This is a genomic window from Rhodococcus sp. IEGM 1366 (genome assembly GCF_033142425.1).
Lineage (GTDB): Bacteria > Actinomycetota > Actinomycetes > Mycobacteriales > Mycobacteriaceae > Rhodococcus_F > Rhodococcus_F globerula.
Genome location: NZ_JAWLRZ010000007.1, coordinates 513,985 through 536,066 on the forward strand (window position 1 = coordinate 513,985; position 22,082 = coordinate 536,066).

The 22,082-nt window shown below is 61.5% G+C and carries 23 protein-coding genes; 8 read left to right on the plus strand and 15 right to left on the minus strand.

Going from position 1 to position 22,082, the window contains the following annotated elements; all coding sequences use genetic code 11:
• The first annotated feature begins 9 nt into the window (after positions 1-9).
• A complete protein-coding gene (locus R4P64_RS23415; RefSeq protein WP_033236643.1) occupies positions 10-771 on the plus strand; it encodes an IclR family transcriptional regulator in 762 nt (253 codons plus the stop codon).
• A gap of 12 nt (positions 772-783) precedes the next feature.
• On the opposite strand, the gene R4P64_RS23420 is transcribed toward R4P64_RS23415, so the two are convergent.
• Positions 784-1,305: an Lrp/AsnC family transcriptional regulator gene (locus R4P64_RS23420; RefSeq protein ID WP_033236642.1), complete on the minus strand. Its 522-nt coding sequence runs from the start codon at positions 1,303-1,305 to the stop codon at positions 784-786.
• Positions 1,306-1,449: 144 nt separating this feature from the next.
• On the opposite strand from R4P64_RS23420, the gene hppD reads away from it, so the two are divergent.
• On the plus strand, positions 1,450-2,655 hold the full coding sequence (hppD, locus tag R4P64_RS23425; protein ID WP_317822869.1) for a 4-hydroxyphenylpyruvate dioxygenase: 1,206 nt from the start codon (positions 1,450-1,452) through the stop codon (positions 2,653-2,655).
• Here hppD and R4P64_RS23430 read toward each other — a convergent pair.
• From R4P64_RS23430 to R4P64_RS23450, 5 genes are all read right to left on the minus strand, one after another.
• Positions 2,652-3,311, minus strand: a complete 660-nt coding sequence (locus R4P64_RS23430) for an NUDIX domain-containing protein (protein ID WP_317822871.1) — start codon at positions 3,309-3,311, stop codon at positions 2,652-2,654. The genes hppD and R4P64_RS23430 overlap by 4 nt on opposite strands.
• Positions 3,308-4,603, minus strand: coding sequence for an adenylosuccinate synthetase (locus R4P64_RS23435; protein ID WP_317822873.1), 1,296 nt, complete (start codon positions 4,601-4,603; stop codon positions 3,308-3,310). Before R4P64_RS23435 ends, R4P64_RS23430 begins: the two co-directional genes overlap by 4 nt.
• A gap of 28 nt (positions 4,604-4,631) precedes the next feature.
• Positions 4,632-5,618 (minus strand): hypothetical protein, encoded by a 987-nt coding sequence (locus R4P64_RS23440; protein ID WP_045064904.1) that lies wholly within the window; start codon positions 5,616-5,618, stop codon positions 4,632-4,634.
• A gap of 16 nt (positions 5,619-5,634) precedes the next feature.
• Positions 5,635-6,654, minus strand: a complete 1,020-nt coding sequence (locus R4P64_RS23445) for a serine/threonine-protein kinase (protein WP_317822875.1) — start codon at positions 6,652-6,654, stop codon at positions 5,635-5,637.
• Between the two features lie 65 nt (positions 6,655-6,719).
• The gene (locus R4P64_RS23450) at positions 6,720-7,358 is read right to left on the minus strand and encodes a hypothetical protein (protein ID WP_033236690.1); all 639 of its coding nucleotides are present in this window, start codon (positions 7,356-7,358) and stop codon (positions 6,720-6,722) included.
• A 156-nt stretch (positions 7,359-7,514) separates the two neighbouring features.
• Between R4P64_RS23450 and R4P64_RS23455 the strand changes: the two genes are divergently transcribed.
• A complete protein-coding gene (locus R4P64_RS23455; RefSeq protein WP_317822902.1) occupies positions 7,515-8,612 on the plus strand; it encodes a sn-glycerol-3-phosphate ABC transporter ATP-binding protein UgpC in 1,098 nt (365 codons plus the stop codon).
• Positions 8,613-8,668: 56 nt separating this feature from the next.
• On the opposite strand, the gene R4P64_RS23460 is transcribed toward R4P64_RS23455, so the two are convergent.
• Positions 8,669-9,358: an HAD family phosphatase gene (locus R4P64_RS23460; RefSeq protein ID WP_317822877.1), complete on the minus strand. Its 690-nt coding sequence runs from the start codon at positions 9,356-9,358 to the stop codon at positions 8,669-8,671.
• A complete protein-coding gene (locus tag R4P64_RS23465; protein WP_045064910.1) occupies positions 9,358-10,176 on the minus strand; it encodes a DeoR/GlpR family DNA-binding transcription regulator in 819 nt (272 codons plus the stop codon). Before R4P64_RS23465 ends, R4P64_RS23460 begins: the two co-directional genes overlap by 1 nt.
• Before the next feature lie 343 nt (positions 10,177-10,519).
• On the opposite strand from R4P64_RS23465, the gene R4P64_RS23470 reads away from it, so the two are divergent.
• From R4P64_RS23470 to R4P64_RS23485, 4 genes are read left to right on the plus strand one after another with little or no spacing between them, the layout of a single operon-like run.
• A complete protein-coding gene (locus tag R4P64_RS23470) occupies positions 10,520-11,476 on the plus strand; it encodes a carbohydrate ABC transporter permease (protein ID WP_051730728.1) in 957 nt (318 codons plus the stop codon).
• On the plus strand, positions 11,476-12,330 hold the full coding sequence (locus R4P64_RS23475) for a carbohydrate ABC transporter permease (protein WP_033236635.1): 855 nt from the start codon (positions 11,476-11,478) through the stop codon (positions 12,328-12,330). The genes R4P64_RS23470 and R4P64_RS23475 overlap by 1 nt, the downstream gene beginning before the upstream one ends.
• Before the next feature lie 53 nt (positions 12,331-12,383).
• Positions 12,384-13,757 carry an ABC transporter substrate-binding protein gene (locus R4P64_RS23480; protein WP_317822879.1) on the plus strand — a complete coding sequence of 458 codons (1,374 nt, stop codon included), beginning with the start codon at positions 12,384-12,386 and terminating at the stop codon, positions 13,755-13,757.
• 2 nt (positions 13,758-13,759) lie between these two features.
• Positions 13,760-14,488, plus strand: a complete 729-nt coding sequence (locus R4P64_RS23485) for a glycerophosphodiester phosphodiesterase (RefSeq protein WP_317822880.1) — start codon at positions 13,760-13,762, stop codon at positions 14,486-14,488.
• A gap of 5 nt (positions 14,489-14,493) precedes the next feature.
• On the opposite strand, the gene R4P64_RS23490 is transcribed toward R4P64_RS23485, so the two are convergent.
• Entirely contained in the window at positions 14,494-15,255 is a 762-nt protein-coding gene (locus R4P64_RS23490) for an SDR family NAD(P)-dependent oxidoreductase (protein WP_033236632.1), read from the minus strand.
• A gap of 184 nt (positions 15,256-15,439) precedes the next feature.
• On the opposite strand from R4P64_RS23490, the gene R4P64_RS23495 reads away from it, so the two are divergent.
• A complete protein-coding gene (locus R4P64_RS23495) occupies positions 15,440-16,237 on the plus strand; it encodes an SDR family oxidoreductase (protein WP_317822903.1) in 798 nt (265 codons plus the stop codon).
• 114 nt (positions 16,238-16,351) lie between these two features.
• On the opposite strand, the gene R4P64_RS23500 is transcribed toward R4P64_RS23495, so the two are convergent.
• Genes R4P64_RS23500 through R4P64_RS23525 form a run of 6 tightly spaced genes read right to left on the minus strand, consistent with a single transcriptional unit; the run spans position 16,352 to position 22,016 of the window.
• Positions 16,352-17,173 carry a MaoC/PaaZ C-terminal domain-containing protein gene (locus R4P64_RS23500; protein WP_033236631.1) on the minus strand — a complete coding sequence of 274 codons (822 nt, stop codon included), beginning with the start codon at positions 17,171-17,173 and terminating at the stop codon, positions 16,352-16,354.
• Between the two features lie 14 nt (positions 17,174-17,187).
• Complete coding sequence (locus tag R4P64_RS23505; protein WP_317822881.1) at positions 17,188-18,366, minus strand: lipid-transfer protein; 1,179 nt, start codon at positions 18,364-18,366, stop codon at positions 17,188-17,190.
• Positions 18,366-18,794: a MaoC family dehydratase gene (locus R4P64_RS23510; protein WP_033236629.1), complete on the minus strand. Its 429-nt coding sequence runs from the start codon at positions 18,792-18,794 to the stop codon at positions 18,366-18,368. Before R4P64_RS23510 ends, R4P64_RS23505 begins: the two co-directional genes overlap by 1 nt.
• On the minus strand, positions 18,791-19,906 hold the full coding sequence (locus R4P64_RS23515; RefSeq protein ID WP_045064917.1) for an acyl-CoA dehydrogenase family protein: 1,116 nt from the start codon (positions 19,904-19,906) through the stop codon (positions 18,791-18,793). The genes R4P64_RS23510 and R4P64_RS23515 overlap by 4 nt, the downstream gene beginning before the upstream one ends.
• Positions 19,906-20,853, minus strand: a complete 948-nt coding sequence (locus R4P64_RS23520) for a bifunctional MaoC family dehydratase N-terminal/OB-fold nucleic acid binding domain-containing protein (protein WP_317822883.1) — start codon at positions 20,851-20,853, stop codon at positions 19,906-19,908. Before R4P64_RS23520 ends, R4P64_RS23515 begins: the two co-directional genes overlap by 1 nt.
• A complete protein-coding gene (locus tag R4P64_RS23525; RefSeq protein ID WP_033236626.1) occupies positions 20,850-22,016 on the minus strand; it encodes an acyl-CoA dehydrogenase family protein in 1,167 nt (388 codons plus the stop codon). The genes R4P64_RS23520 and R4P64_RS23525 overlap by 4 nt, the downstream gene beginning before the upstream one ends.
• Positions 22,017-22,082: the final 66 nt, after the last annotated feature.

Here is a 22,082-nt window from a genome sequence, read left to right on the forward strand (position 1 = left end):
GATTGACGAATGACTGGTGCCGCAAACCTCGACACCGTGCTCGGTAAAGCCGTGACGATCTTGCGCGCCTTCCGCCCCGACGACCACGCCGTGCCCCTCGCGACACTTGTCGCGCGGACCGGATTGCACAAGGCGACAGTGCACCGCCTCGCCGGTGAACTGGTCGCGAACCGGTTACTCGACCGCGTCGAGGGCGGCTACCGCCTGAGCGGCGGCCTGTTCGAACTCGGCATGCTCGCCTCGCTCGAGCGCAGCCTCCTGGAAATGGCGATGCCGTTCCTGCAAGACCTGTACGAGCGAACCCATGAAACTGTGCATCTCGGTGTGCGCGACGGTCATGACGTCGTGTACATCGCCAAGATCGGTGGGCATCGCCAAGCCAACTCCCCCTCGCGCACCGGTGGACGAATTCCGCTGTACTGCACGGCAATCGGCAAGGCTTTGCTGGCGTACTCGGATCCGGAGTTTCGCCGCGAAGTGCTCGCGGCACCGATGACCCGGCGCACCCCGCACACGATCGTCGCGCCAGGCATCCTGAGCAATCAGCTGGATCGGGTCTTCGAAACCGGTGTCGCCTTCGAACGCGAAGAATCAGCGCCGGGCCTCACGTGTGTGGCCGCGCCGGTATTCGGAAGCAACGACAAACTGGTGGCAGCTATCAGCGTCACCGGCCCCACCACTCGGTTCAAGCCCGAAAGCCAGGTAACCGTCCTGCGTGCAGCCGCCGAAGGGTTGCGCAGCACGATGGCCCGCCGCGAGCACCTGCGCTGACCAGGGAAATAGTCACGCCCGATACGCGGGCGCCTTGGCAGAGCTGCGAGTCTCCAGGGTCTCGAGCAACGGCAACGCCCGGAACGGCACAACCACCGACAGAACCATCACGCTGGTGGAGCGCGTGGCCACTCCCGAACGATTGAGGTCGAGCAGGGTCTGCTGCAAACCTTGATGCGACGCTGCGGCGACTCGACACAGAACGTCACCGGCTCCCGTGGTCGCAAACGCTTCGATCACACCGGGTATGGCTTCGAGTTTGACCGTGACGGTGTCGAGCGCACCTTGGGCAATCTCCAGGGTCACAAATGCCTGCACGCCGAAACCTGCTGCAGCCAGGTCGATATGGGGCTCGTAGCCGGCGATGATTCCGCCGTCCTCGAGCCGGCGCAGTCTGGCCTGCACAGTGGCCCGAGCTACCCTGGTCACCCTCGACAGTTCGAGTGCCCCCGCCCGCGGATGCGTGTGCATCGCTTCGAGCAGCGCCAGGTCCAGACCGTCGATCGACACTGCACTGCGTACCGATTCCACCATGGCTTCCAACCTATACACAGCGACTGGAAAACCACACCCATCTAGCGGTATTCCGTCGAAACGGCTAGCAGGAAGCACGCCCGTTGACTAGCTGCATCGCGCCGGACTTAGCTACATGCATCGACACCGCTGGGAGGACACGAGATGACCATCGAACACAGCATCACCGACGAGGAACGACTGGCCGGACTCGATCTCGAGCAACTACGCCAACTGGTGGGACTGGTCGAATACGACGACGCTTCGGATCCCTTTCCGGTCCACGGGTGGGACGGACTCGAGTGGATCGTCGGCAACGCCACCCAGACTTCCCACTTCTATCAGTCCGCCTTCGGCATGACATTGGTGGCCTACTCGGGTCCATCCACCGGTAACCGCGACCACCATGCGTTTGTACTCGAAAGCGGCGCAGTGCGATTCATCGTCAAGGGAGCTGTGGACCCGGCGAGCGAATTGATCGAGCACCATCGCGTACACGGCGACGGTATCCGCGACATCACCTTGAACGTCCCCGATGTCGACAAAGCCACAGCGCACGCAATTACGCAGGGCGCGCAGGTCATTGCCGAACCGCACGACATTGCCGATGATCACGGCAGCGTCCGCCTCGCCACCATCGCGACGTACGGCGACACGCGACACACGCTTGTCGACAGGTCCGGATACCACGGACCGTATCTGCCCGGATATGTCAGTCGCACATCGTCATTCGTTGCCCGTCAGGGTGCACCCGAGCACATCTTCCAAGCTCTCGATCACGTGGTCGGGAATGTGGAACTCGGGAAGATGGACGAGTGGGTCGACTTCTACCGCCGCGTCATGGGCTTCACCAATATGGCGGAGTTCGTCGGTGGGGACATCGCAACCGACTACTCCGCGCTGATGAGCAAAGTGGTCTCCAGCGGCGACCATCGCGTCAAGTTTCCGCTCAACGAACCCGCCATCGCGAAGAAGCGATCACAGATCGACGAGTACCTGGAGTTCTACCAAGGCCCGGGCGCCCAACATCTGGCACTCGCCACTGCCGACATCCTGGCCGCCGTCGACGCACTGGTTGCCGAAGGAATCGAGTTCCTGTCGACACCGGCGTCGTACTACGAAGATCCCGAGCTGCGGGCCCGAATCGGGAAGGTGCGAGTCCCCATCGACGAACTACAGAAACGAGGCATCCTCGTCGATCGAGACGAGGACGGCTACCTCTTGCAGATTTTCACCAAACCGGTCGGCGACCGACCCACCGTGTTCTTCGAACTCATCGAACGCCACGGCTCACTCGGTTTCGGCTTGGGCAACTTCAAGGCACTGTTCGAGGCGATCGAGCGTGAACAGGCGATGCGCGGAAACTTCTAGGTGTCCGCGCTCCACTGCCACACAACAGACGGGCGACCCGTTGTACTGACCCGCACCCGCTCGTCGGTACGTTCCAGTCCGGGTAAGGATTTGAGTGTGCGGTTGAGATTGCCAGGGTCCGGACGGGCGCCGGAAAGCTCCTCGGCGACGGCCAACGCATAGGACGCCGGAAACGACGCACCGGTCAGTGCCCGAGTGAAGACCTCATCGCGCCACAACAGAGAGTCCGCAAGGATCGGCCGGGTATCCGCCACTATTCGGTTGTGATCGAAGGCAAGATCACCCGGGTTATCCCAGCTCACCCATTCCGGAGTGATGTCACCCATAGGCACATCTTCGGAGGTGATAACGGCCCACATGGTTACCGACAGTGTCGGACCACGCGGGTCTCGATGAGGTTCGTCGAACACTGCCAACTGTCCGCTCGCCAGAATCGCGTCATCGGGTAGCCCGAGCTTGGTGGTCACTGCTCGCCGAGCCGCATCCTGGAGCCGTTCACCCGCACCGAGCAGTACACCGGGCAACGCACGCTGCCCGGTGTACGGTTCTGCCTGCCGCTGCGCGACGGCAAAACGCAACTTGCCCGGTTCCGGATTGCCGAAACGCAGAGCGATAACGTCGATCGAGACAAGTGACTGTTCCACGCCATCCATCATGCAGGCACGCCGGCGCGAAGCCGACGGTCGGCCCGGTCCGGTCCGTCCGAAGTAAGCACTACCGGAACGCCGGCCTCGCTACCCAGGTAATCGATAAACGGCTCGGCTTCTGCCGGAACGTCCCGTCTCACAGCCGATATGGCCCGCAGCGCTTCCGTCAACGCTGCCTGGTGTTCGAGATCCTTCCACTCTCCGACAGGGATCTTTCCGACGGGTATACCCGCGCACCCGTCATACCTGTCCACACCCTGGATCGGGGTTCCCGCCGTTGTCGCACGCTCCAGCGCGTCGAGGTGCGTGAGGGCCAACCCGTCGACGCCGCCGCAGACCTCGATCGCGTACCGCAGCAGCAGTGTGTCGAGGTGCCCTACCCGAAATGACCCCTGGTACTCGCCGACGCCGTTGTGCGGTTCCGGCAGGACCGCCCCGAGCGCGCTGTCCTCCGTCGGAAGGGGCCCGGCACCGTGACGCGTGGTGTACGTGCGGGTCACGCCGAGCACATAACTCTCCCTGCCTATTTCGGAGACCATTGCGCGGGCATTGGACGGTTCCACCGTCGACCACGTGGTGTGCGGGTGAAATCCACGCCACTCGTCGAGGAGCACACCTTGCGCACCTTCGAAGACCAATCGGCCACGTGCACCGATGGACTCCAGCGCCCCAGGCCCGGCGATATCCACTACTGCAGCACATTCCGCGTACATGTCGACCATGTCCACTATCTCTGGAACCCCATGACGACTGTCGGTGATCAACGGTCCGTAGTACGCCGCCATGTTCTCGAGCTTGCGAGCGAGCACATCCGGCCGTTGGCAGTCCCCGACAGTCGGCGCATCAGGGCGCTCGAGCGCATACGCCGCCGTCTCACCGATTCCCTTGCCACACGAGCCATGTCGATTGTCACCTCGCGCATCCTCACGCGCTCGATTGGCCGCAACGTGAATCGGCGTGGTCAACAGTGCCCGCCCGTCGATGGTCAACAGGTCGAATGGATCCTGCACGCCAACAGCTTCCAACGCTCGCGCTTCCCTCGCCAAAGAGATCGGCTCGACCAGCATGAATTGGGAGAGAAACGTGGGGACACCGTTGAGCGTCCCCGATCCGAATTGCGAGAAGGTGTGGTGGCGTTCTCCGTTCACGACATTGTGAGCGGCCTGCGCACCTCCGTTGAATCGAACCACTGCTGCCACATCGATATCTGCCTGCGGTGAGCAGAGCCAGTCGACCGTGGCGCCCTTTCCGGCGTCACCGAAGCCGAGGTCGACTACAATAATGTCACTCCGAGCGTCCATTGTGTCCTCCCTCAGTCTGTGTCCTAACTCAGTCGAAATCGACGTCATCCGAGCCTGTTCCGAGATCCTTCGGCAATGCAGCCACCCGTGCGGGCGTCCTTCTCGTGATTCTCGCCAGTGCCTTGTGCACCGTCTTGGCTTCGGCTGTCGATCCCACATCGCGAAGGTCGGCCAATCCGTCACTCAAGTCGATGCGGTCTTCACCGATCCCCACGGTCAGGGCGATGAGTTCGCACACGGCGGCAGGATCGTCGAGCTTGAGGAAGCGTTCACCCAGGAGATCCGTCCAGTGGTCCGCGATCTCCGGATCGTTGTAGTACGACGACTGATTGGGCAACACGAAGTAGACGTTCCACTTTTGCTCCAGTTCCCGATACACCGAGGGAACGGAAATATCGCGCCGAACCTTGTCACCGATCACGTCGCGAATGTGACGACCCGACAGGCGCGGCTTGTTCAATTCGTCGCCGATGATGAACAGGTAACCTTTGCGGCCCCTCTTCTCCCAAGCGTCGGTGCTCGTGTGACGCGCCATGAAATATGCTGCCAGTTCGTAGCTTTCCGATTTCTGACCACCACCGTTTCCTTCGAGGAAGATGGTGCGCAACTGCTCGTCCATCGCGTTACCCGATTCGAATTGCCCTACCTGCAGGGGAACCCGATCGGAATCCGCGTCGCCGATTCCACCGAACAGAATCTGCGGGTCGTCTGCATATCCTTTGCGTTGCAGCAATCCGTGTAGCTTCCCGAGCTTGTCCTGCATAATGCGCGGAACGGCACCCATCGAACCGGTGACGTCGAAAAGCACTGCAATAGGCAAAGAATCAGGGTGTCCATCCGAATCCCGGCATTCTCGTTTGTCTACACCGAACGGATCGAGAGTGGGATCTGCTTTCCAACTGTTTCGCGGACGCGACCGTAGCGTGTCGGTGTACCCGAAATCGTCGACACCGCGCGCGGCACGGAATGTCTTGCCCGCCAGGTATGTGTTGTCGTCCCAATATCCGTATCCCATGATAAATCACTGCCTTTCAGATTGGGCGGACGGTAAACGCCCGAAAGGTGCGTTCGCCGTATAGAAGCTCGAGGAGTTCGTCGAACTCGCCGAGGAGATCAGTGGCGTCGGGCCGTAGTCGTGGATTGTCTTGCATACAGCCCAGTGCAAAAGTCTTCATGCGACTGGGGATTCGGTCGCCGAGCATGGTCGTCATCAACTGATGCGCCATGTAGACGTCCCACTCCGGGGAAGCTGCTTCGCCAAGTTCCGGCGGATAGGCACTTCGGCAGGAACTGATCTTTGCTGCCGGCCGCATTCCCGAACGAGTCGCAAACGACCAGCCCACCAGCACCACGCCATGTAATTCGGGCTGTATCAGCACATTTTCCTCGACGATCGCTGTATGGACCCAATCCGCCTGGTGGGCTGCCGCAAGTGCGCGCAACAGGCGTCGGTGCATCCAGGCCCAGTCTCGTGGATCGAGGCCGTTCGGGTAAGCGCGGCGAACATCGGCGAGGGTGACAAAGCCGGTGGACAGATCATCGAGCACATTGATCCGGCGAACTTCCCCCGAAGCTGGGTCGGCCGCCGAAATGCGGTCGACCAGCGTCGGGACGTACGGCGCGCCGCGGATGTCGGTGAGCGCCGACCTCTCAGTCTCCATCAGCGGGTTCGCTCGCCGACTCCGAGGGATCTTCACCACAACAGATGCCCCGGATCGGTCCTGAGCACGGTAGAGAGTTGCCACCGAACCTCGGGCGAGGACATCACCCAACACGTACTCGTTGTTGTCCCCGACATATGTCGCGGATGATTGCACTGCTTCGGCTTCCGCCACCCAACTGCGGTACAGCTCATTCAACCGAGTTGTTGCGGCAGCGTATCGCGCAATATCCCTCGCCTGCGCCCGATCCGGATGGATCGCAGCAACCAAGCAATGGAATTGACGCTTCGCCCGCCGGCGCGATTCCGAATCCGTGGTGGCACTTCCGAACAGCTCGGTCGAGGTTGTTGCCGCCTCGACAGTTTCGAGATCGTTCTTCACCGTGTTCATAAGTTTTAGTCTAAGTGACTAAAACTGATCGCGCAAGACGGCTCCTTCCGAGCAGCACAGTCTTGCTAGGCCGGTTCCGCCACTAGCGCACCGGGGCGACTTCTTCCGAGGAATACCGCAGAAGCGAACAGGAAGAACAGTGCGCCGACAAAGGTGCCGATGTTCGCCACGTTGGGATCAAGCGTGTTCCCGTCTTTCAGAATGAACGAACCGACTGCGGACACGCCAAATGCGATAGATCCGAGAGCATTGAGCCACACACTTTGCCATTCCGCCGATCGAGACGCCCAGCGCGTATTCGAGCGCCACAGCATGAGTATCGCCAGAAAACTTGACGCCAAGAACGCAATCGACCCCTCGGCGTCGGGATTCCACACGAGGTTGATCTCTCCACGAACATTGAGCGTGCGCATAGCTGATCCGGTGCTGATATTGAACATGATGGTGCCGAGCAATTGCACCGCTGCAGACAACCACACAACGCGTACCGCAGGCCTACCCGAATCAGTGATGATGACGGGACCGGCGAGCGCCAATTGAACAATCGCCGCTGCGGTGAAGAACCACGACCCGACAAAGAAGAGAAGATTCACGAGCGTTGCTCCGAAAAGCGACGACAAGTAGGGGGCTGAACCAAGCGCAAAGAGCGTCGATCCGATCACGAAGCCCCAGGACTGTACGCGAAGTGTCGGATGAATCAGCATGCGCTGCATTGTAGTTCAATGGAAGTGCGATACCCGGCATTTCTGCTGTGCGCCACACTCCGTTCACCCGGCTCGTGTTCAGTTGCAGAGGCGATACTCTCGCTCACTCATTCACTCGGATCGTCGGGCACGTTCCTGCCCGTGAAGGGAATCACCATGGCCAGCGTTACTTTCGACCGCGCAACTCGTTCGTACGGGGGAACCGATCGACCCGCACTCGACCAACTCGAGCTGGATATCGCAGACGGAGAGTTCCTTGTACTCGTCGGACCGTCGGGCTGCGGGAAATCGACGTCTCTGCGGATGCTCGCCGGACTCGAACCTGTTGATTCGGGCCGCATCCTGATCGGTGATCGTGATGTCACCGACGTCGAACCTCAGCATCGCGATATCGCGATGGTTTTCCAGAATTACGCGCTCTATCCACACATGAGCGTGGGAGCAAACATGGGCTTTGCTCTCAAGATCGCCGGGGTGCCGAAGCAGGAACGGGAAGCACGGGTCCTCGAAGCCGCACGAGTACTCGATCTCGAGCAATACCTCGCCCGCAAGCCGAAGGCACTCTCGGGTGGACAGCGCCAACGAGTTGCCATGGGTAGGGCCATTGTTCGCAATCCCCAGGTTTTCCTGATGGACGAGCCGCTGTCCAATCTCGACGCCAAACTGCGAGTGCAGACTCGAACGCAGATTGCCTCCCTGACCCGCCGACTCGGTGTCACCACCGTGTACGTCACCCACGACCAGGTCGAAGCGATGACCATGGGTGATCGTGTTGCGGTACTCAAAGACGGTGTGTTGCAGCAGGTAGATACGCCTCGCCGCCTGTACACGAGTCCCGCCAACATCTTTGTTGCCGGATTCATCGGCTCACCCGCCATGAGCTTCATCGATCTCGACCTCGACGACGGCGAGATGTCACTCGGCGGGACGGCGTACCGCGTTCCACGTTCCGTCGCCGATGCCTCACTGACTCCCCACGTCACAGTGGGTATCCGGCCGGAGTCGTTTGTGCGGGTGGACAAAGGAATTACCGTCGTTGTCGACGTTGTCGAAGAACTGGGCGCCGACGCATTTGTCTACGGCCACACCATGATCAACGGCAAGCGCCACGAGTTGGTGATTCGCGAGGAAGGAAATAGTGCGCCGCCGATCGGCTCACGATTCGACGTTCTTCCCGTAGCCGAAAGCATGCACCTCTTCGACCCGACCACCGGCACCCGCCTGTCCACCGATGACACCGCTGTGCACGTGTAAGCACTGAATCACGAAGGTCCCGCCGCAGTTTCGTGTGCGGCGGGACCTTCACGTCTTCAGATCGACTGCAATTCGAGCGACGCTGCTCGCCCAGCCACCAACTCCTCGAGGTCCGTGACCGACTTTCCGGCCAACGTCGCCCACAGGACAACGCCTGGATCTTCCTTCAGACTCACCATGTTCGGCACGCCCACTGCGACGGCGCCCGCGGCAATCGCCGACGCCAATCCCGGAATCGAGTCCTCGATCGCCACAACCTGATCCATGGAGATCGGGCCGGTCAGGGCCGAAAGATCTGCCCTGGCTCGCAGGTACGGCTCGGGGTGCGGCTTACCGTGCTCGACCATGTCTCCGGTAACCATCAACTGAAATGTTCCCGGTGGGAGCGCGCTCGCAACAGCCTCCGCCAACGGCGCCTCGCTCATCGTCACCAACACACTGGGTATTCCGGCGTCGCGAACCTGCGCCAACAACTCACGGGCACCCGGACGCCACTCGATCGACTCCCGAACACCCGCCACGACGGCGGCCACCAGTTCATCGACTATCTCGCGGATCGTGAGATCCGCCCCCGCCGCGCGAAGGATCGCAGCAGAGTCGGGCAAGGCCTTCCCCACCAGTGCTGTTGCCTGTTCGTCAGACCACTCCACCCCGTACCGCGACATCAAGGCACGCTCCGCCGCAAACCAACTCGGCTCGGTGTCCACCAGTGTGCCGTCCATGTCCCAGAAGACCGCTTGCAGCATCAGGACTTTCCTTCCTCTTGTAGCTCAACACGATCGGATCCAACGACGCGCACCACAACACCCTGTGCACGGATATCCTCGATAATCCCCAGTGGTGCACCGTCATCGGTGATCAACTCGTCGATCACGTCCCAACCACACACTCGATGTAGCGAGGTGTGCGCCAATTTGGAACTGTCCATCAGGAGAACCCGCCGGCCCGCACACCGGATCATCTCCGATTTGAGGCGAACGACTTTCTCTTCCTGGTGGTACATGCCGTCCCGATCAGCACTCGACGTCGAGAAGTACAGAGCGTCGACGCGCAGTTCGCGCACGGCCTTGGCTGCACCCTCGCCGACAAACGATTCATGACCGGAGTCGAAGTCGCCGCCGATAGCGGTCACCGAAATGCCGGTCACTTCGGACAGTTCACGAAGTGAGGGCAGATAGTTCGTCACAACCCGAAGTTCTTCGATCTCGATCAAGTGGCGGATCATGTGGGAGGCGGTGGTGGAATCGTCGAGCATTATCACCTGCCCCGGAGCAACCTCGGTGGCAGCAGCAGCGCCGATCGCCAACTTTTGTTCGGTGGCGATGCGACGCCTCAACGGTGCTGCAATCTCGTAACTGCTGGTTCGTTCGATGCTGACTCCGCCCCTGAACTTTCGGACTATTCCGCGGCGTTGAAGTTCGTCGAGATCACGGTGGACCGTCATCAACGACATGTCGAAGTGAGCGGCCAGCGATTGTGCGGACGCCGATTCATCTGCCATCAAGCATTCGAGAATGCCGTCCAGCCGTTCTTGCCTGGTGTGGGTGATCAATCGTCGACTCATCCAAGACCTTGCTGTAGCTGGTGTGATTACGAGTCATTTATATCACTCTTCCTGATATGAATGCTCGATGAACGAGTCGAGAAGCTTAGGCATGACAAACTGAAACTTCAGCTCGGTCACCGCCAGAACCGCAGACGCATTATCGACTAAATCCACTGTTTAACAACATATTTGACACGTCACGTAGACATTTCACACTCGCGCGATCTACCCGTTTTGTCCATTTGACGACCATCCGCACGAGTGAAACGATCACTGCGATCAACGAAGACGTAACACCGTCGATGTGATCTTCACCGTCTCGCATCAAGAAAGCGACACCCCCGGAAGAAATGGTCTCGACATGTCGTTGACAACTCAACGCCCGGCACCGCCGACGGTCTCCGCCCCTGTGAGTCGCGGATCAACCCGGGGTCGCCCTACCCGAAGGCGTGAACGCAAGGGCTACAAGCTCTTTGTGCTCTTCACATTCCCGAACCTGCTGCTGATAGCGGTCTTCGCATATTGGCCCGTTATCGGCAACATCTACCTCAGCCTCACCGAATGGGACATGATCGCGCCGACGCCGCTGTTCGTCGGCGTCGACAACTACACGAAGTTGCTGCACGATCCTGCGTTTCTCCGGGTGTTACGCCTGACCTTGGTATGGGTTGTTGCGATTGTCGGCATCAGCCTGAGCGTGGGACTGGCCCTGGCGTGCCTGTTCAATCGCCAATCACGAGGACGCGCAGCCGTTTCCGCTTTGGCATTTTCGCCGCACATCCTCTCGGGCGCGGCGGTGGCCGCGATTTGGTTGTTCATCTTCGATCCGAACTACGGACTGTCCCGAGCGCTGTTCGGGTTGTTCGGAGCAGATTCACCACACTGGACAACCTCGAGTTCATGGGCGATGCCCGCGCTGATCATCGTCTCGATCTGGAAAGGTGTCGGCTTTGTCGCCATCGTCTATCTAGCTGCGCTTCAGTCGATGCCGGCCGACGTCCTCGAGGCGGCACGTCTCGACGGGGCAGGGGCGTGGCAGACATTCCGCCACATCACCATGCCGCTCCTCTCACCGACAACGTTCTTCCTCCTGATCACCCAGGTCATCAGCGCCTTTCAGTCCTTCGACGTCATCGCGATGATGACCAGCGGCGGACCCGCAGGCGCCACAACCACTCTCAGCTGGTTCATCTACCAAGAAGGATTCAAGGCCTTCAGTGCCGGCACTGCCGCCGCCGGATCCATGGTGATGTTTGTCGTCCTGATGGGCGTCACAGTGTTCCAAATGCGATTCGTCGAGAAGAAAGTGCACTACTGATGTCCGCACCCAGCAGAACGACAACCCCGAACAAGACGCGCATTCGATTTCGCCTGTCCTGGATCGGACTGGTTGTTGTCGGCCTCGTCTTTGCCATCCCGTTCTACTGGATGATCTCGTCGGCGTTCAAGCCGGAGAGCGAGATCTACCAGTGGCCACTGCAATTCGTCCCCAGCCGTCTGGCGTGGGAGAACTTCAGCCACGCGTGGAATGCCGTTCCGTTCGGCGACTTCTTCGTCAACTCACTGATCGTCACGATCGTCGGTGCCACTGCGAAGGTCACCTTGGCAGTGTTCAGCGCCTATGCCTTTGCCTTCCTTCCCTTTCCCGGCAAGAAGTGGATCTTCCTCGCGGTCCTGGGAGCCCTGATGGTGCCGGGGCACGTGACACTGTTGCTCAACTACATCACCATCGGCAATCTCGGAATGATCAACACGTACGCCGGAATCATTCTGCCCGGACTCGCAAGCGCATTCGGAACATTCCTTCTACGCCAGCACTTTCTGAGTCTCCCGAAGGAAGTCATGGAGGCTGCAGAGCTCGACGGCGCCGGACACATCCGCAAGCTGTTCTACTTTGCATTACCGATGTCAGTTCCGGCGGTTGTCACCGTTGCGCTGATCGCTGTCATCGACGAGTGGAACGACTTCATCTGGCCTCTTCTCGTCACCAATTCCGTTCAGATGCGCACTCTTCCCATCGGTTTGATGGCACTCAAAGAGAGTGAGGGTGTTGACAACTGGGGCGCGATCATGGCCGGCACCACCATGGTTGTCCTCCCCATGCTGCTGCTCTTTCTTTTTGCCCAGCGGTTCATCGTTGCCGGGCTTGCCGGAGCGTCCGTTCGACGCTGATCAGTTTTCCGACCTTCCCCTGCCAGTTCAGCATCCTCCAGGAGATACCCATCATGTCGTTATTTGCCCGATCAGGCTCCGCGCAGAAGCCTGTGAACATCTCTCGCCGCAGCTTTCTCACTGCTGCCGGTATGACCGCGATCGCACTCCCCGTACTCGCGGCGTGCGGAAACGCCGGCGGCACGGCTTCGTTCTCAGCACCGGACGTCAAGGCCCCCAGCGAATTTGCCGGGAGGACCAACGTCGTCATCTGGAGTCCGTGGTCAGGCAACAACCACGAGGTCTTCACCGGAGTGGTCGACGGATTCAACCGCTCACAATCCGATATCTACGCAGAAGTTCAGCAGTTCAACGGGTACGACGGCGTCACCGAGAAGATCGCCGCCGGACTCCAGGCCAGGCAGATCCCCGACATCGGCGTCTTCTCCGACGTGTCGTGGAACAAGTTCTTCCTCAACGACACACTCGAACCGCTCGGCGGATACTTCGACAACAACTTCGGGCCGAGCACGTTCAACGAGCGCCTGTTCACCGAGGGCGTTGTCCGCGGCGAGTCCTACTGGATCCCGTTCGGCCGATCGACACCACTGTTCTACTACAACAAAGAGATCTTCTCGTCCGCAGGTTTGCCGGATCGCGCCCCCGCCACCTGGGATGAATTCCGTTCGTGGGGAAAACAAATCACCGGCCAGAACTACAATGGCAATTCTCTGAAGATGCGCGCATACACCGGTGCCGACGACTGGTACATGCAGGGACTGCTCTGGAACTTCGGCGGATCGATCTCCGACGGACTCGACGTCACCGTGGACTCTGCAGCTGCAATTGCCGCCGCAGAGTTCGACCGAGCCGTGATCAACGACGACAAGATCGCGTACCTCGCACAGGAAATCAACAACGATTTCATCAACGGCCAGGTCGCAACCATCACCAACTCCACCGGATCGCTGACCGGACTGATCAAGGGCGCCCAGTTCGAAGTCGGTGCCGGCTTCCTGCCTCAACAGACCACACACGGCGTGCCGACCGGTGGTGCCGGACTCGGAATCATGAAGAATGCCAGCCCGGAACGCAAGGAGGCCGCCGCCCAGGTGCTCGCGTATCTGTCCGGCGAGGAAGCGTCGTCGACCTGGACCGTCGGAACGGGCTACCTGCCGTCGACAGTCTCCGCGGCAAACTCCACCAAGGTGCGTCAGGTCATGTCCGACAATCCGAACTACAAACTGGCCGTCGACCAACTCGAGCTCGCCCGCCAGCCTGACGCGGTTCGACGGTACGTCCAGAGCACCATCACGGAAATGCGCACCGCAATTCAGAAGCTGTACACCGAAAATGCCGACGCCGGCGCAACTTTGAAGGCAACGGCAACCAAATTGCGCGCAGACACGGAATCCGTGCGCAAACTCTACGAAAGCAAAGTGGCCTGACCATGCGATCCGAATCATTCACCTTGGTAGGCCATCGCGGCGCCATGGCTCACGCACCCGAGAACAGCATTGCGTCATTTCGTCTCGCCGAGGAGATGGGCGTCGACGAGATCGAACTCGACGTGCGCTTGACCGCCGACGGCGTTGCGATCGTGCTCCACGACGCGACGCTCGATCGCACCGCCGCCGACGATTCCGGGAGTGGGCTCGGCCCCGTTGCGGAACTCACGTTCGACCAGATCAAAGACATCGAATTGGACTCCGGACGCGGCGTCCTGACCTTCGACGAAGCGCTCGACAACACCACGGTGACCTTGCAGGTGGAGATCAAGGCCATCGAGGTGGTGCCGGAACTCGGACGGATCGTGGCGGCGCGGCCGGAAGACGCTCAGCGCATTCAGTTCACGAGCTTCTCCGCCGAGGCTCTGCTCGCAGTTGCCGAGGCAGCACCGTTCATCCCGCGCGGATTGATCGTGTCGGCGTATCCAAGCGCCGACGCTCACCCGGCTGGTATCGAATCCGTTCTTGCGGCCACCGGTTCCGGCGCGTTCTACTGCGGCTGGGACGGCCTGACGGCCGACCTGGTCCGCGACCTCCATGAAGCCGGACTGCAGGTTCACGCATGGCCCCTGCGCACTCCGGCAGATGCAGCACGAGCCCTCGAACTCGGAGTGGACGGCACGACCACGGATTTCCCGGCGGACGCCAGGGAGTGGCTCGACCGCACCTGACGGAATTACCCCCAGCGCGACTGTCCACCGTCGAGGGGGATGGTTGCGCCGGTCAGGTAACCGGCATCTTCGCCGACCAGGAAGACGACGGCACGTCCGATGTCGGTTTCGGGATCACCCACGCGACCCAGCGGGATTCCCGCGACAAAGGCTGCCGCTTCTTCCGGGTTCTTGTCCATCCACCACTGCAGCGCCGGGGTCTGCGCGTGTGGCGCAACGTTGAGGACACGGATATTGTCCTTGCCCCACTCGCAGGCCGCAGCGCGGGTTAGTGCGCGCATGCCCTCCTTGATGGAGCCGTAGGCACCGTAGTTGCTGGCATCCCAGCGCACGGCCGCGGAGGTGACCATGTTGATGATGACGCCGCCGCCGCGGCTGTTCATGTGGGGATACGACGCCTGCATCATGCGCAGGGTGGCGAGCGGTCCCGTCGCGAAAGAGCGTTCGAAGTCTTCGTCGAGCACGCTGAGCAGCGGGCCGGGCTTGCAGTCGTTGGCGTTGTTGATCAGGATGTCGATTCCGCCGAACAGTTCGACGGTACGGTCCACGGCGGCGGTGATGTCGTCCTTCTTGCTGACGTCACACACAACTACCTCGCCGCGGGCACCGATGTCGGCGAGCAGCCCGCACGTGGTGTGGAGCTTGGACTCGGTGCGACCGGCTACCGCGATCTCGGCGCCTTCTTTCGCCAATGCCAAGGCAATGCCTTGCCCGATTCCCTGACCTGCACCGGTGATGAGTGCAACTTTGCCGTCAAGCGTGCCCATGTGATTGCTCCAATGTCCTGTTGCCTGCGGGGACTGGTCGATTCTGGTGACTGCCGGTGTTGGTCGTCTACACTCAACGAACTAAGCAACCAAGCATTTGCTTGACCCTATGACGACCGGCACTGTCGCGTCAATCACACTGGGCGGCAAATCGGCTCGGCCCCAACATCAGGAAGGCTCCACCGTGACACTCCCCAACCCCGTCGATTTCAGCGGACGCTCGGTGATCGTCACCGGCGGCACCAAGGGCATCGGCTTTGTCATCGCCGAAACCTTCCTGGCTGCCGGGGCAAACGTACTGGTCTGTGGCCGAAACGAGCCCGAAAAGCTCCCGTCGGCTGACGGACGCACTGCAGCATTCAAAGCCACGGACGTCCGCGATCCTGCAGACGCCGCAGCGCTCGTCCAGGATGCCGTCGATCGCTTCGGCCGACTGGACGTTCTGATCAACAATGCCGGCGGCTCCCCCGACGCCGACGCAGCCACCGTCTCCCCGCGCTTCGTGGAGAAGATCGTGGCGCTGAATCTGCTGGCCCCCTTCAACGTTGCTCAGGCTGCAAACGCCGTCATGCAGACACAGGACAACGGCGGCGCCATCATCAACATCGGCAGTGTCTCGGGCATCGACCCGCAGCCCGGCACCGCGGCATACAGCGCCGCCAAGGCCGGACTGTTGGTCCTGACAAAGGCTTTGGCGCTCGAATGGGCCCCCAAGGTCCGCATCAACCACATCACGACCGGCTTGATCCGCACGGAAGCAGCCGCAGAGGTCTACGGCGCAGACGGCGGCACGGCCGTCACCGAGATCATCCCGATGGAGCGCATGGCCGTACCGTCGGACATCGCGAATTCCTGCCTGTTCCTGGCAAGTTCGCTCTCGTCGTACGTGACGGGGACAGATATCGCCGTCCACGGCGGCGGCGAATACCCGGCCCGTTACCTTGCTACCCACCCCGAGCTGTTTTCGCGAACCAGCTCGTAAGACCGAGCAACCAAGGAAGCCCTCGAGCAATTGCTCGAGGGCTTCCTCGTTTTGTGTGAACAACTGCGGGGCGCGACGGGGGGGTCAAGCGCCCCGCAGTTGAGTCTGCGGGTGCTAGCGAGCGGAGAAGCTCACTCGCGCACCGGAAATCGCTACCTGACCGTCCTTGTGCACCTGGAAGGCCAGGTCGTCAGGAGTACCCCACGCAACGATGGACGGCGCCTCACCCGGATGAATAGCCGCCGCAAATCGACCCTCGAGGCTCACGAGGTCTGCCGGATGCACTCCGGCGACCCGGGCAAGCTCGAGCGTGCTGGCAGCCAACGTGCACAGGCCGTGCATGATCGGGCGCGGCTGATTGATCCGTGCCGCGGCCTCTGGATCGATGTGGATGTGGTGCATGTCGCCCAGCAGGCGATACATCGCCGTCTGATTCTCCGCCGTGGTCAGCACACCGGTGAGTGAAGGCTCGCCCGTCGGCTCTGCCGGACGGGACGGCCCACGTTCTCCGCCGAATCCACCGGCGCCGGGAGCGAACAGCGACCAGGTCGCGACGAAGTACTCGCACTCCACCTTCACTTCGAAGACGGCTGCAGCACCCTTGTCCCACACCTCGCCGACCGAAGCCTTCAGCGTCACCTCACCGCTACGCGGCAGCGGAGCAAGCACTTTCAACTCTTGCGAGCCGTGCAGTGCCGTCGAGGTGTCGAAAGCGCCCGCCGAGCCCAGAGCGTCGGGAGCCCACTGCGCCAGTGTCAGAGCAAATGTCGGCAGCACCCGAAGCTGATCCTCGAAAACGAGGTCCAACTCGGTTGCCTTGGCGCCCACGGCAAGCGCGTACAGGATCGCGTCGCGCTCGGTGTACGACACGGTGCGGGTACCGAGATCGGCTCCGCGCCAATCGCCGGCAGTCTTCGCAGTTTCCGAAGTAGTCACGTTCAATTCCTCTCTCACACCACGCCGAGAATGAGACCACTGGTAGGTACTGCTGTTCCGGCAGTGACCAATACGTTCTCGACACCATCGGGCTGATTGGTCGACGTGCCACGAATGAGCCGCACACCTTCGGCAACACCGTTGACACCGTGCAGGTACGCCTCGCCGACCTGACCACCGTGAGTGTTCGCCGGCAGGCGTCCACCGAGTTCCAGGTTGCCTTCGCGGATGAAGTCCTTGGCCTCGCCGGGCTTGCAGAATCCCAGTTCTTCGAGCTGTGGGAGGACCAGCGGAGTGAAGTGGTCGTACAGGATCGCCGCGTTGATGTCGTCCGGTGTCAGGCCGCTCTGGCTGTACAGCTGACGGCCGACCAGACCCATCTCCGGGATACCCGTGATGTCGGGTCGGTAGTAACTGGTCATCATGTGCTGATCCTTGCCACTGCCCTGAGCAGCGGCCTTGATGAAGGCCGGCTTGTTGGCCAGATCCTTGGCGCGCTCAGCGGAGACGACGACGAGCGCCTGGCCACCGTCTGTTTCCTGGCAGCAGTCGAGCAAGTGCAGCGGTTCGGCGATCCAGCGGGAATTCTGGTGATCCTCGAGTGTGATCGGACGCTCGTAGAACCAGGCAGCCGGGTTCTTGGCAGCGTGCTTGCGGGCCACCACTGCAACTCGTCCGAAGTCCTCACTCGTCGCACCGTACTGGTGCATGTACCGCCGTGCGAACATAGCGACCCACTGAGCGGGAGTCGACAGGCCCTGCGGGGTCATCCACGCATACGCCGCGCGGTCCGCTGTGGTTGCCATCGGGCGATCATGCTGACCCAGGCCGTAACGCTCACCGGAGCGCTCGTTGAAAGCGCGGTAGCAGACCACGACATCGGCGACACCCGTCGCAACGGCCATGGCTGCCTGCTGCACGGGGCCGCATGCGGCGCCACCGCCGTAACCGATGCGGGAGAAGAACTTCAGCTCGCCGAGACCACAGTTGCGAGCCACAATGGCTTCGCCGTTGGTTTCTGCGGTGAAGGTCGAAAGTCCGTCAACCTCGGACGGGGCGATACCCGCGTCAGCGAGTGCCGCGACGATGGCCTCACAGGCCAACTGCAGTTCGGTGCGACCGGAGTTCTTGGAGAACTCGGTGGATCCGATGCCGACGATGGCAGCGGCTCCCGAGAGCGGGCTGATCGCCATCAGGGCTTCCCCTCTTCTTTGAAAGCAACTGTGACGGTGCCGGATGCATGGTTGCCGAGGCTGTTTGCGCCCTGCACCTTGACCACGACAACACCGTCTTCCTTGGACACGACCTCACCGGTCATCGTCATGGTGTCACCCGGGTAGTTGGGCGCGCCGAGACGAATGGCGATGCGACGCAGGGTCGATGCCGATCCAGCCCAATCCGTGACGTACCGGCCGACGAGACCGTTGCTCGTGAGGATGTTCATGAAGACATCCTTCGAGCCACGCTCCTGGGCCAGGCTCGGATCGTGGTGCACGTCCTGAAAATCGCGAGTGGCGATTGCCGTGGCGACGATCAACGTGCGGGTCAGCGGGATCGCCAACTCGGGCAATGCCTCTCCGACAACGACGTCTGCGTAGCTACGACCGGCAAGAACGGTCATGCGAGCACCTCCACACCGGATGCGAGCTGCGCACCCAGACGCGCGAGATCGGAGCTGGAACCGCCGAGGGTGGCAGCAATCTGCTTGCCCCACAAGAGGTGACGGTGAACCGGGTAGTCGGTGTCGACGCCCATACCACCGTGGACATGCGTGGTGCGATGCACGACGCGCTGTCCGCCGTCGGTGGCCCACCACTTGGCGACGAGTACCGAGGTGCCGAGATCCAGTCCCTCGGAGATGCGCCATGCAGCCTGCCACAGTGTCACGCGCATCGCTTCGAGATCGATGTAGCAGTCCGCGAGCTGGTGGTTGACCGCCTGGAAGGTCGCGAGCGGACGGCCGAACTGCATGCGGCCGTTCAGGTACGTGACAGCCTGCGCAACGGCGCCGGAGCCGACGCCCCATTGAATTGCGGCCAAGGCCAGCTCAACTCGGTCGATCAGCCACGGAACCGTGGTGCCGTCAGCCGCACCGATCAGCTGCGCGGGGGCACCGGCAAACGTGAGGTTGGCACAGATCTCGTGGTTGGTGGACTGCGTCTGCTCCACCGTGACACCGTCTGCATTCAGATCCACCAGCAACAGAGCTGTTCCCGTGGACGTGGTTGCCGAGACGAGCGCGAGGTTCGCGATGTTCGTGATCGGCACAACGGCCTTCTCACCGGTCAGCGTCCAGTTACCGTCGGTATCCTCGGCAGCCGTGGTCAGCGGGTCGCCGGCAGTGTACGGTCCGAATTCCTCGAGCCCGATCGTGAGGAATCGACTGCCGTCGGCAACACTCGGAAGGAGCTCTGCGCGAAGGGAATCGGAACCGAACTCGTTGATCGCCAACGCGGCGAGCGCAGTCTCCCAGATCGGCACGGCCGCAACGTGGCGGCCCTGTTCCTCGAGCAGGGTGTACAGCTCGGACAAGCCGAGTCCACCGCCGCCGAACTCCTCGGGCAGGGCGATACCGAGCAGGCCGGTGGTCGCGAGTTCGCGCCACAGTTCACGGTCGACGCGCTCGGCGGAGAGTTCGATCTCCTTGGTGCGCTCGATCGTGGCCTTGCTGGTGAAGACCTCGTCGGCCAGTGAGCGAATTGCGTCCTGCTCTTCGCTGAAATTGAAGTCCATCAGTGCTCCTCGCGTGCGGCCGGCCGGAACGCGGGAAGCGTCAAATCCGGGTCGGCGTCGATCCAGTCAAGTTCCACGGGCATGTCGACCACGACATCTTCGGGCGCGATACCCACCATGTTGGCGATCAATCGGGTTCCCTCTTCGAGTTCGATGACCGCAACGATGAGCGGGTAGTCGAAAGCGTCGATCTTGGGATGGTGATTGACCACGAAGCTGTACACCGTGCCACGGCCCGACGCATCGATCGTGTCCCACTCGAGTGACTGGCACTCGCCGCACATCGGTCCGGTGGGATGACGCAACGTCTTGCAGGACGTGCAGCGCTGGATCACCAGACGGTGTTCCTTGGCCGCTTCGAACCAGAAAGCGTTGTCCGCGTTGAGAGCCGGACGCGGACGCAAAGCGCGCGGAGCCTCCGGGGCCTTGGCTTCCTGCGGCTTGAATCGCAGTGTCCGCCACCGCTGGGTGCCGACAACTTCGTCGTCGCCGTTGCGGTACGTCTTGAGCGTCGTCACGAAGTGTCCGACGCCGAGTCCGGTCTTCTTCTCCGGGGAAATCGACTCGATGACCTCGGTGTAGTTCACGCGATCGCCGGGACGCAGTTCAGCGAAGAACTCCTGATCGGAATCGGTGGCGACGACGGAGCTGTAGCCCGCAGCGTCGAGGGTGGCGATCAGATCGGTCCACACCTGCGACGGGTCGTTGCCCGCCATCTTGTCGGTGAACGTCCGCATGATCCAGACCTGGAGCATCTGAGCCGGAGCGACGACGCCGTCACGGCCGGTGGCGCGGGCAGCTTCGTCGTCGAGGTAGACGGGGTTGGTATCGCCCATGGTCTCGGCCCAATGCCGGATCATGGGGATGTTGACCTCGTCGGGTCCCCAGGTGGTGGGAACAAGCGTCTGGCCGACAAAAGCGTCGAGTTGCGCCGAAATGTCGCTCACTTGACCCTCTTTTCGCGAACGAGTCCCAAGCCGATGGTGCCGACCATGTCACGCAGAACCTCGTTGACGCCGCCACCGAAGGTGTTCACGACACCCTGACGCGAGATCTGCTCGATCTGACCGGCAAGCAAAGCGCCCGGAGACTCGGGACGGATGCGTCCGGCGGAGCCGAGAATTCCGAGCAGGGTGCGGTAGACGTCGACGTGAGTCTCGGTCCCGTATGTCTTGGTAGCGCCGGCGTCGGCTCCGGAGAGCGTGTCCTGTGCGACGGCTGCCGTCATCTTCCAGTTCAGCAGTCGCATGGCCTCGAGCTTGGCGTGTGTACGAGCGAAGTCCTGCTGCACCCACGGGATGTCGATGGCGCCGTTTTCCTTGGCCCAGTCCAGAACCAGGTTCCACAGACCGTAAGTGCGACCACCGATGGCCGCCAGGCCGATTCGCTCGTGGTTGAGCTGAGCGGTAATGAGCTGCCAGCCGCCGTTGACCTCGCCGACAACGTCCTTCGACGGAACGCGAATGCCGGAGTAGTACGTCGACGTCACCATCAAGCCGCCGACGGTGTTGATCGGTGACCACTCGAAGCCCGCGTCCTCCGTGGGGACGATCAGGATCGAGATGCCCTTGTGCTTGGGGGCGTCCGCGTCGGTGCGGCAGGCCAGCCACACGTAGTCGGCAGTGTTGGCGCCACTGGTGAAGATCTTGTTGCCGTCGACGATCCACTCGTCACCGTCGAGAACTGCACGGGTCTTGAGCGAAGCCAAGTCCGTTCCGGCCTCCGGCTCGGTGTAGCCGATGGCAAAAACGATGTCGCCGGCAAGAATGCCCGGCAGGAATCGTTCCTTCTGCTCTTCGGTGCCGTACTTCATCAATGTCGGCCCGACGGTATTGACCGTCACGAAGGGGAACGGCAATCCAGCGCGCTGAACCTCGTCGAAGAACACGAACTGCTCTTCGATGGAGCGTCCCTGGCCACCGAATTCCTTGGGCCAGCCGATACCGAGCCAGCCGTCCTTGCCCAGCAACTTCACGATTTCACGGAAGTATTCGCCGCCAACACCCTGTTCACCGGCAGCGCGGCGCTTCTCCTCCGGCAGCAGCGTCGCGAAGTACGCGCGCAGCTCCTTGCGGAGCTCCTGCTGCTCGGGCGATTCCCTCAGATCCATCGCGGTTCTCCTATGGCATTCATGGCTAGCAACTTTGATCTGGACGCTAACTAGATGCATCTTTGG

What these genes read in the sequence shown, in the direction of transcription:
- R4P64_RS23415 (WP_033236643.1), top strand. Translation starts at nt 10, where the DNA reads ATGACTGGTGCCGCAAACCTCGACACCGTGCTCGGTAAAGCCGTGACG.
- R4P64_RS23420 (WP_033236642.1), bottom strand. Translation starts at nt 1,305, where the DNA reads ATGGTGGAATCGGTACGCAGTGCAGTGTCGATCGACGGTCTGGACCTG.
- hppD (WP_317822869.1), top strand. Translation starts at nt 1,450, where the DNA reads ATGACCATCGAACACAGCATCACCGACGAGGAACGACTGGCCGGACTC.
- R4P64_RS23430 (WP_317822871.1), bottom strand. Translation starts at nt 3,311, where the DNA reads ATGATGGATGGCGTGGAACAGTCACTTGTCTCGATCGACGTTATCGCT.
- R4P64_RS23435 (WP_317822873.1), bottom strand. Translation starts at nt 4,603, where the DNA reads ATGGACGCTCGGAGTGACATTATTGTAGTCGACCTCGGCTTCGGTGAC.
- R4P64_RS23440 (WP_045064904.1), bottom strand. Translation starts at nt 5,618, where the DNA reads ATGGGATACGGATATTGGGACGACAACACATACCTGGCGGGCAAGACA.
- R4P64_RS23445 (WP_317822875.1), bottom strand. Translation starts at nt 6,654, where the DNA reads ATGAACACGGTGAAGAACGATCTCGAAACTGTCGAGGCGGCAACAACC.
- R4P64_RS23450 (WP_033236690.1), bottom strand. Translation starts at nt 7,358, where the DNA reads ATGCTGATTCATCCGACACTTCGCGTACAGTCCTGGGGCTTCGTGATC.
- R4P64_RS23455 (WP_317822902.1), top strand. Translation starts at nt 7,515, where the DNA reads ATGGCCAGCGTTACTTTCGACCGCGCAACTCGTTCGTACGGGGGAACC.
- R4P64_RS23460 (WP_317822877.1), bottom strand. Translation starts at nt 9,358, where the DNA reads ATGCTGCAAGCGGTCTTCTGGGACATGGACGGCACACTGGTGGACACC.
- R4P64_RS23465 (WP_045064910.1), bottom strand. Translation starts at nt 10,176, where the DNA reads ATGAGTCGACGATTGATCACCCACACCAGGCAAGAACGGCTGGACGGC.
- R4P64_RS23470 (WP_051730728.1), top strand. Translation starts at nt 10,520, where the DNA reads ATGTCGTTGACAACTCAACGCCCGGCACCGCCGACGGTCTCCGCCCCT.
- R4P64_RS23475 (WP_033236635.1), top strand. Translation starts at nt 11,476, where the DNA reads ATGTCCGCACCCAGCAGAACGACAACCCCGAACAAGACGCGCATTCGA.
- R4P64_RS23480 (WP_317822879.1), top strand. Translation starts at nt 12,384, where the DNA reads ATGTCGTTATTTGCCCGATCAGGCTCCGCGCAGAAGCCTGTGAACATC.
- R4P64_RS23485 (WP_317822880.1), top strand. Translation starts at nt 13,760, where the DNA reads ATGCGATCCGAATCATTCACCTTGGTAGGCCATCGCGGCGCCATGGCT.
- R4P64_RS23490 (WP_033236632.1), bottom strand. Translation starts at nt 15,255, where the DNA reads ATGGGCACGCTTGACGGCAAAGTTGCACTCATCACCGGTGCAGGTCAG.
- R4P64_RS23505 (WP_317822881.1), bottom strand. Translation starts at nt 18,366, where the DNA reads ATGGCGATCAGCCCGCTCTCGGGAGCCGCTGCCATCGTCGGCATCGGA.
- R4P64_RS23510 (WP_033236629.1), bottom strand. Translation starts at nt 18,794, where the DNA reads ATGACCGTTCTTGCCGGTCGTAGCTACGCAGACGTCGTTGTCGGAGAG.
- R4P64_RS23515 (WP_045064917.1), bottom strand. Translation starts at nt 19,906, where the DNA reads ATGGACTTCAATTTCAGCGAAGAGCAGGACGCAATTCGCTCACTGGCC.
- R4P64_RS23525 (WP_033236626.1), bottom strand. Translation starts at nt 22,016, where the DNA reads ATGGATCTGAGGGAATCGCCCGAGCAGCAGGAGCTCCGCAAGGAGCTG.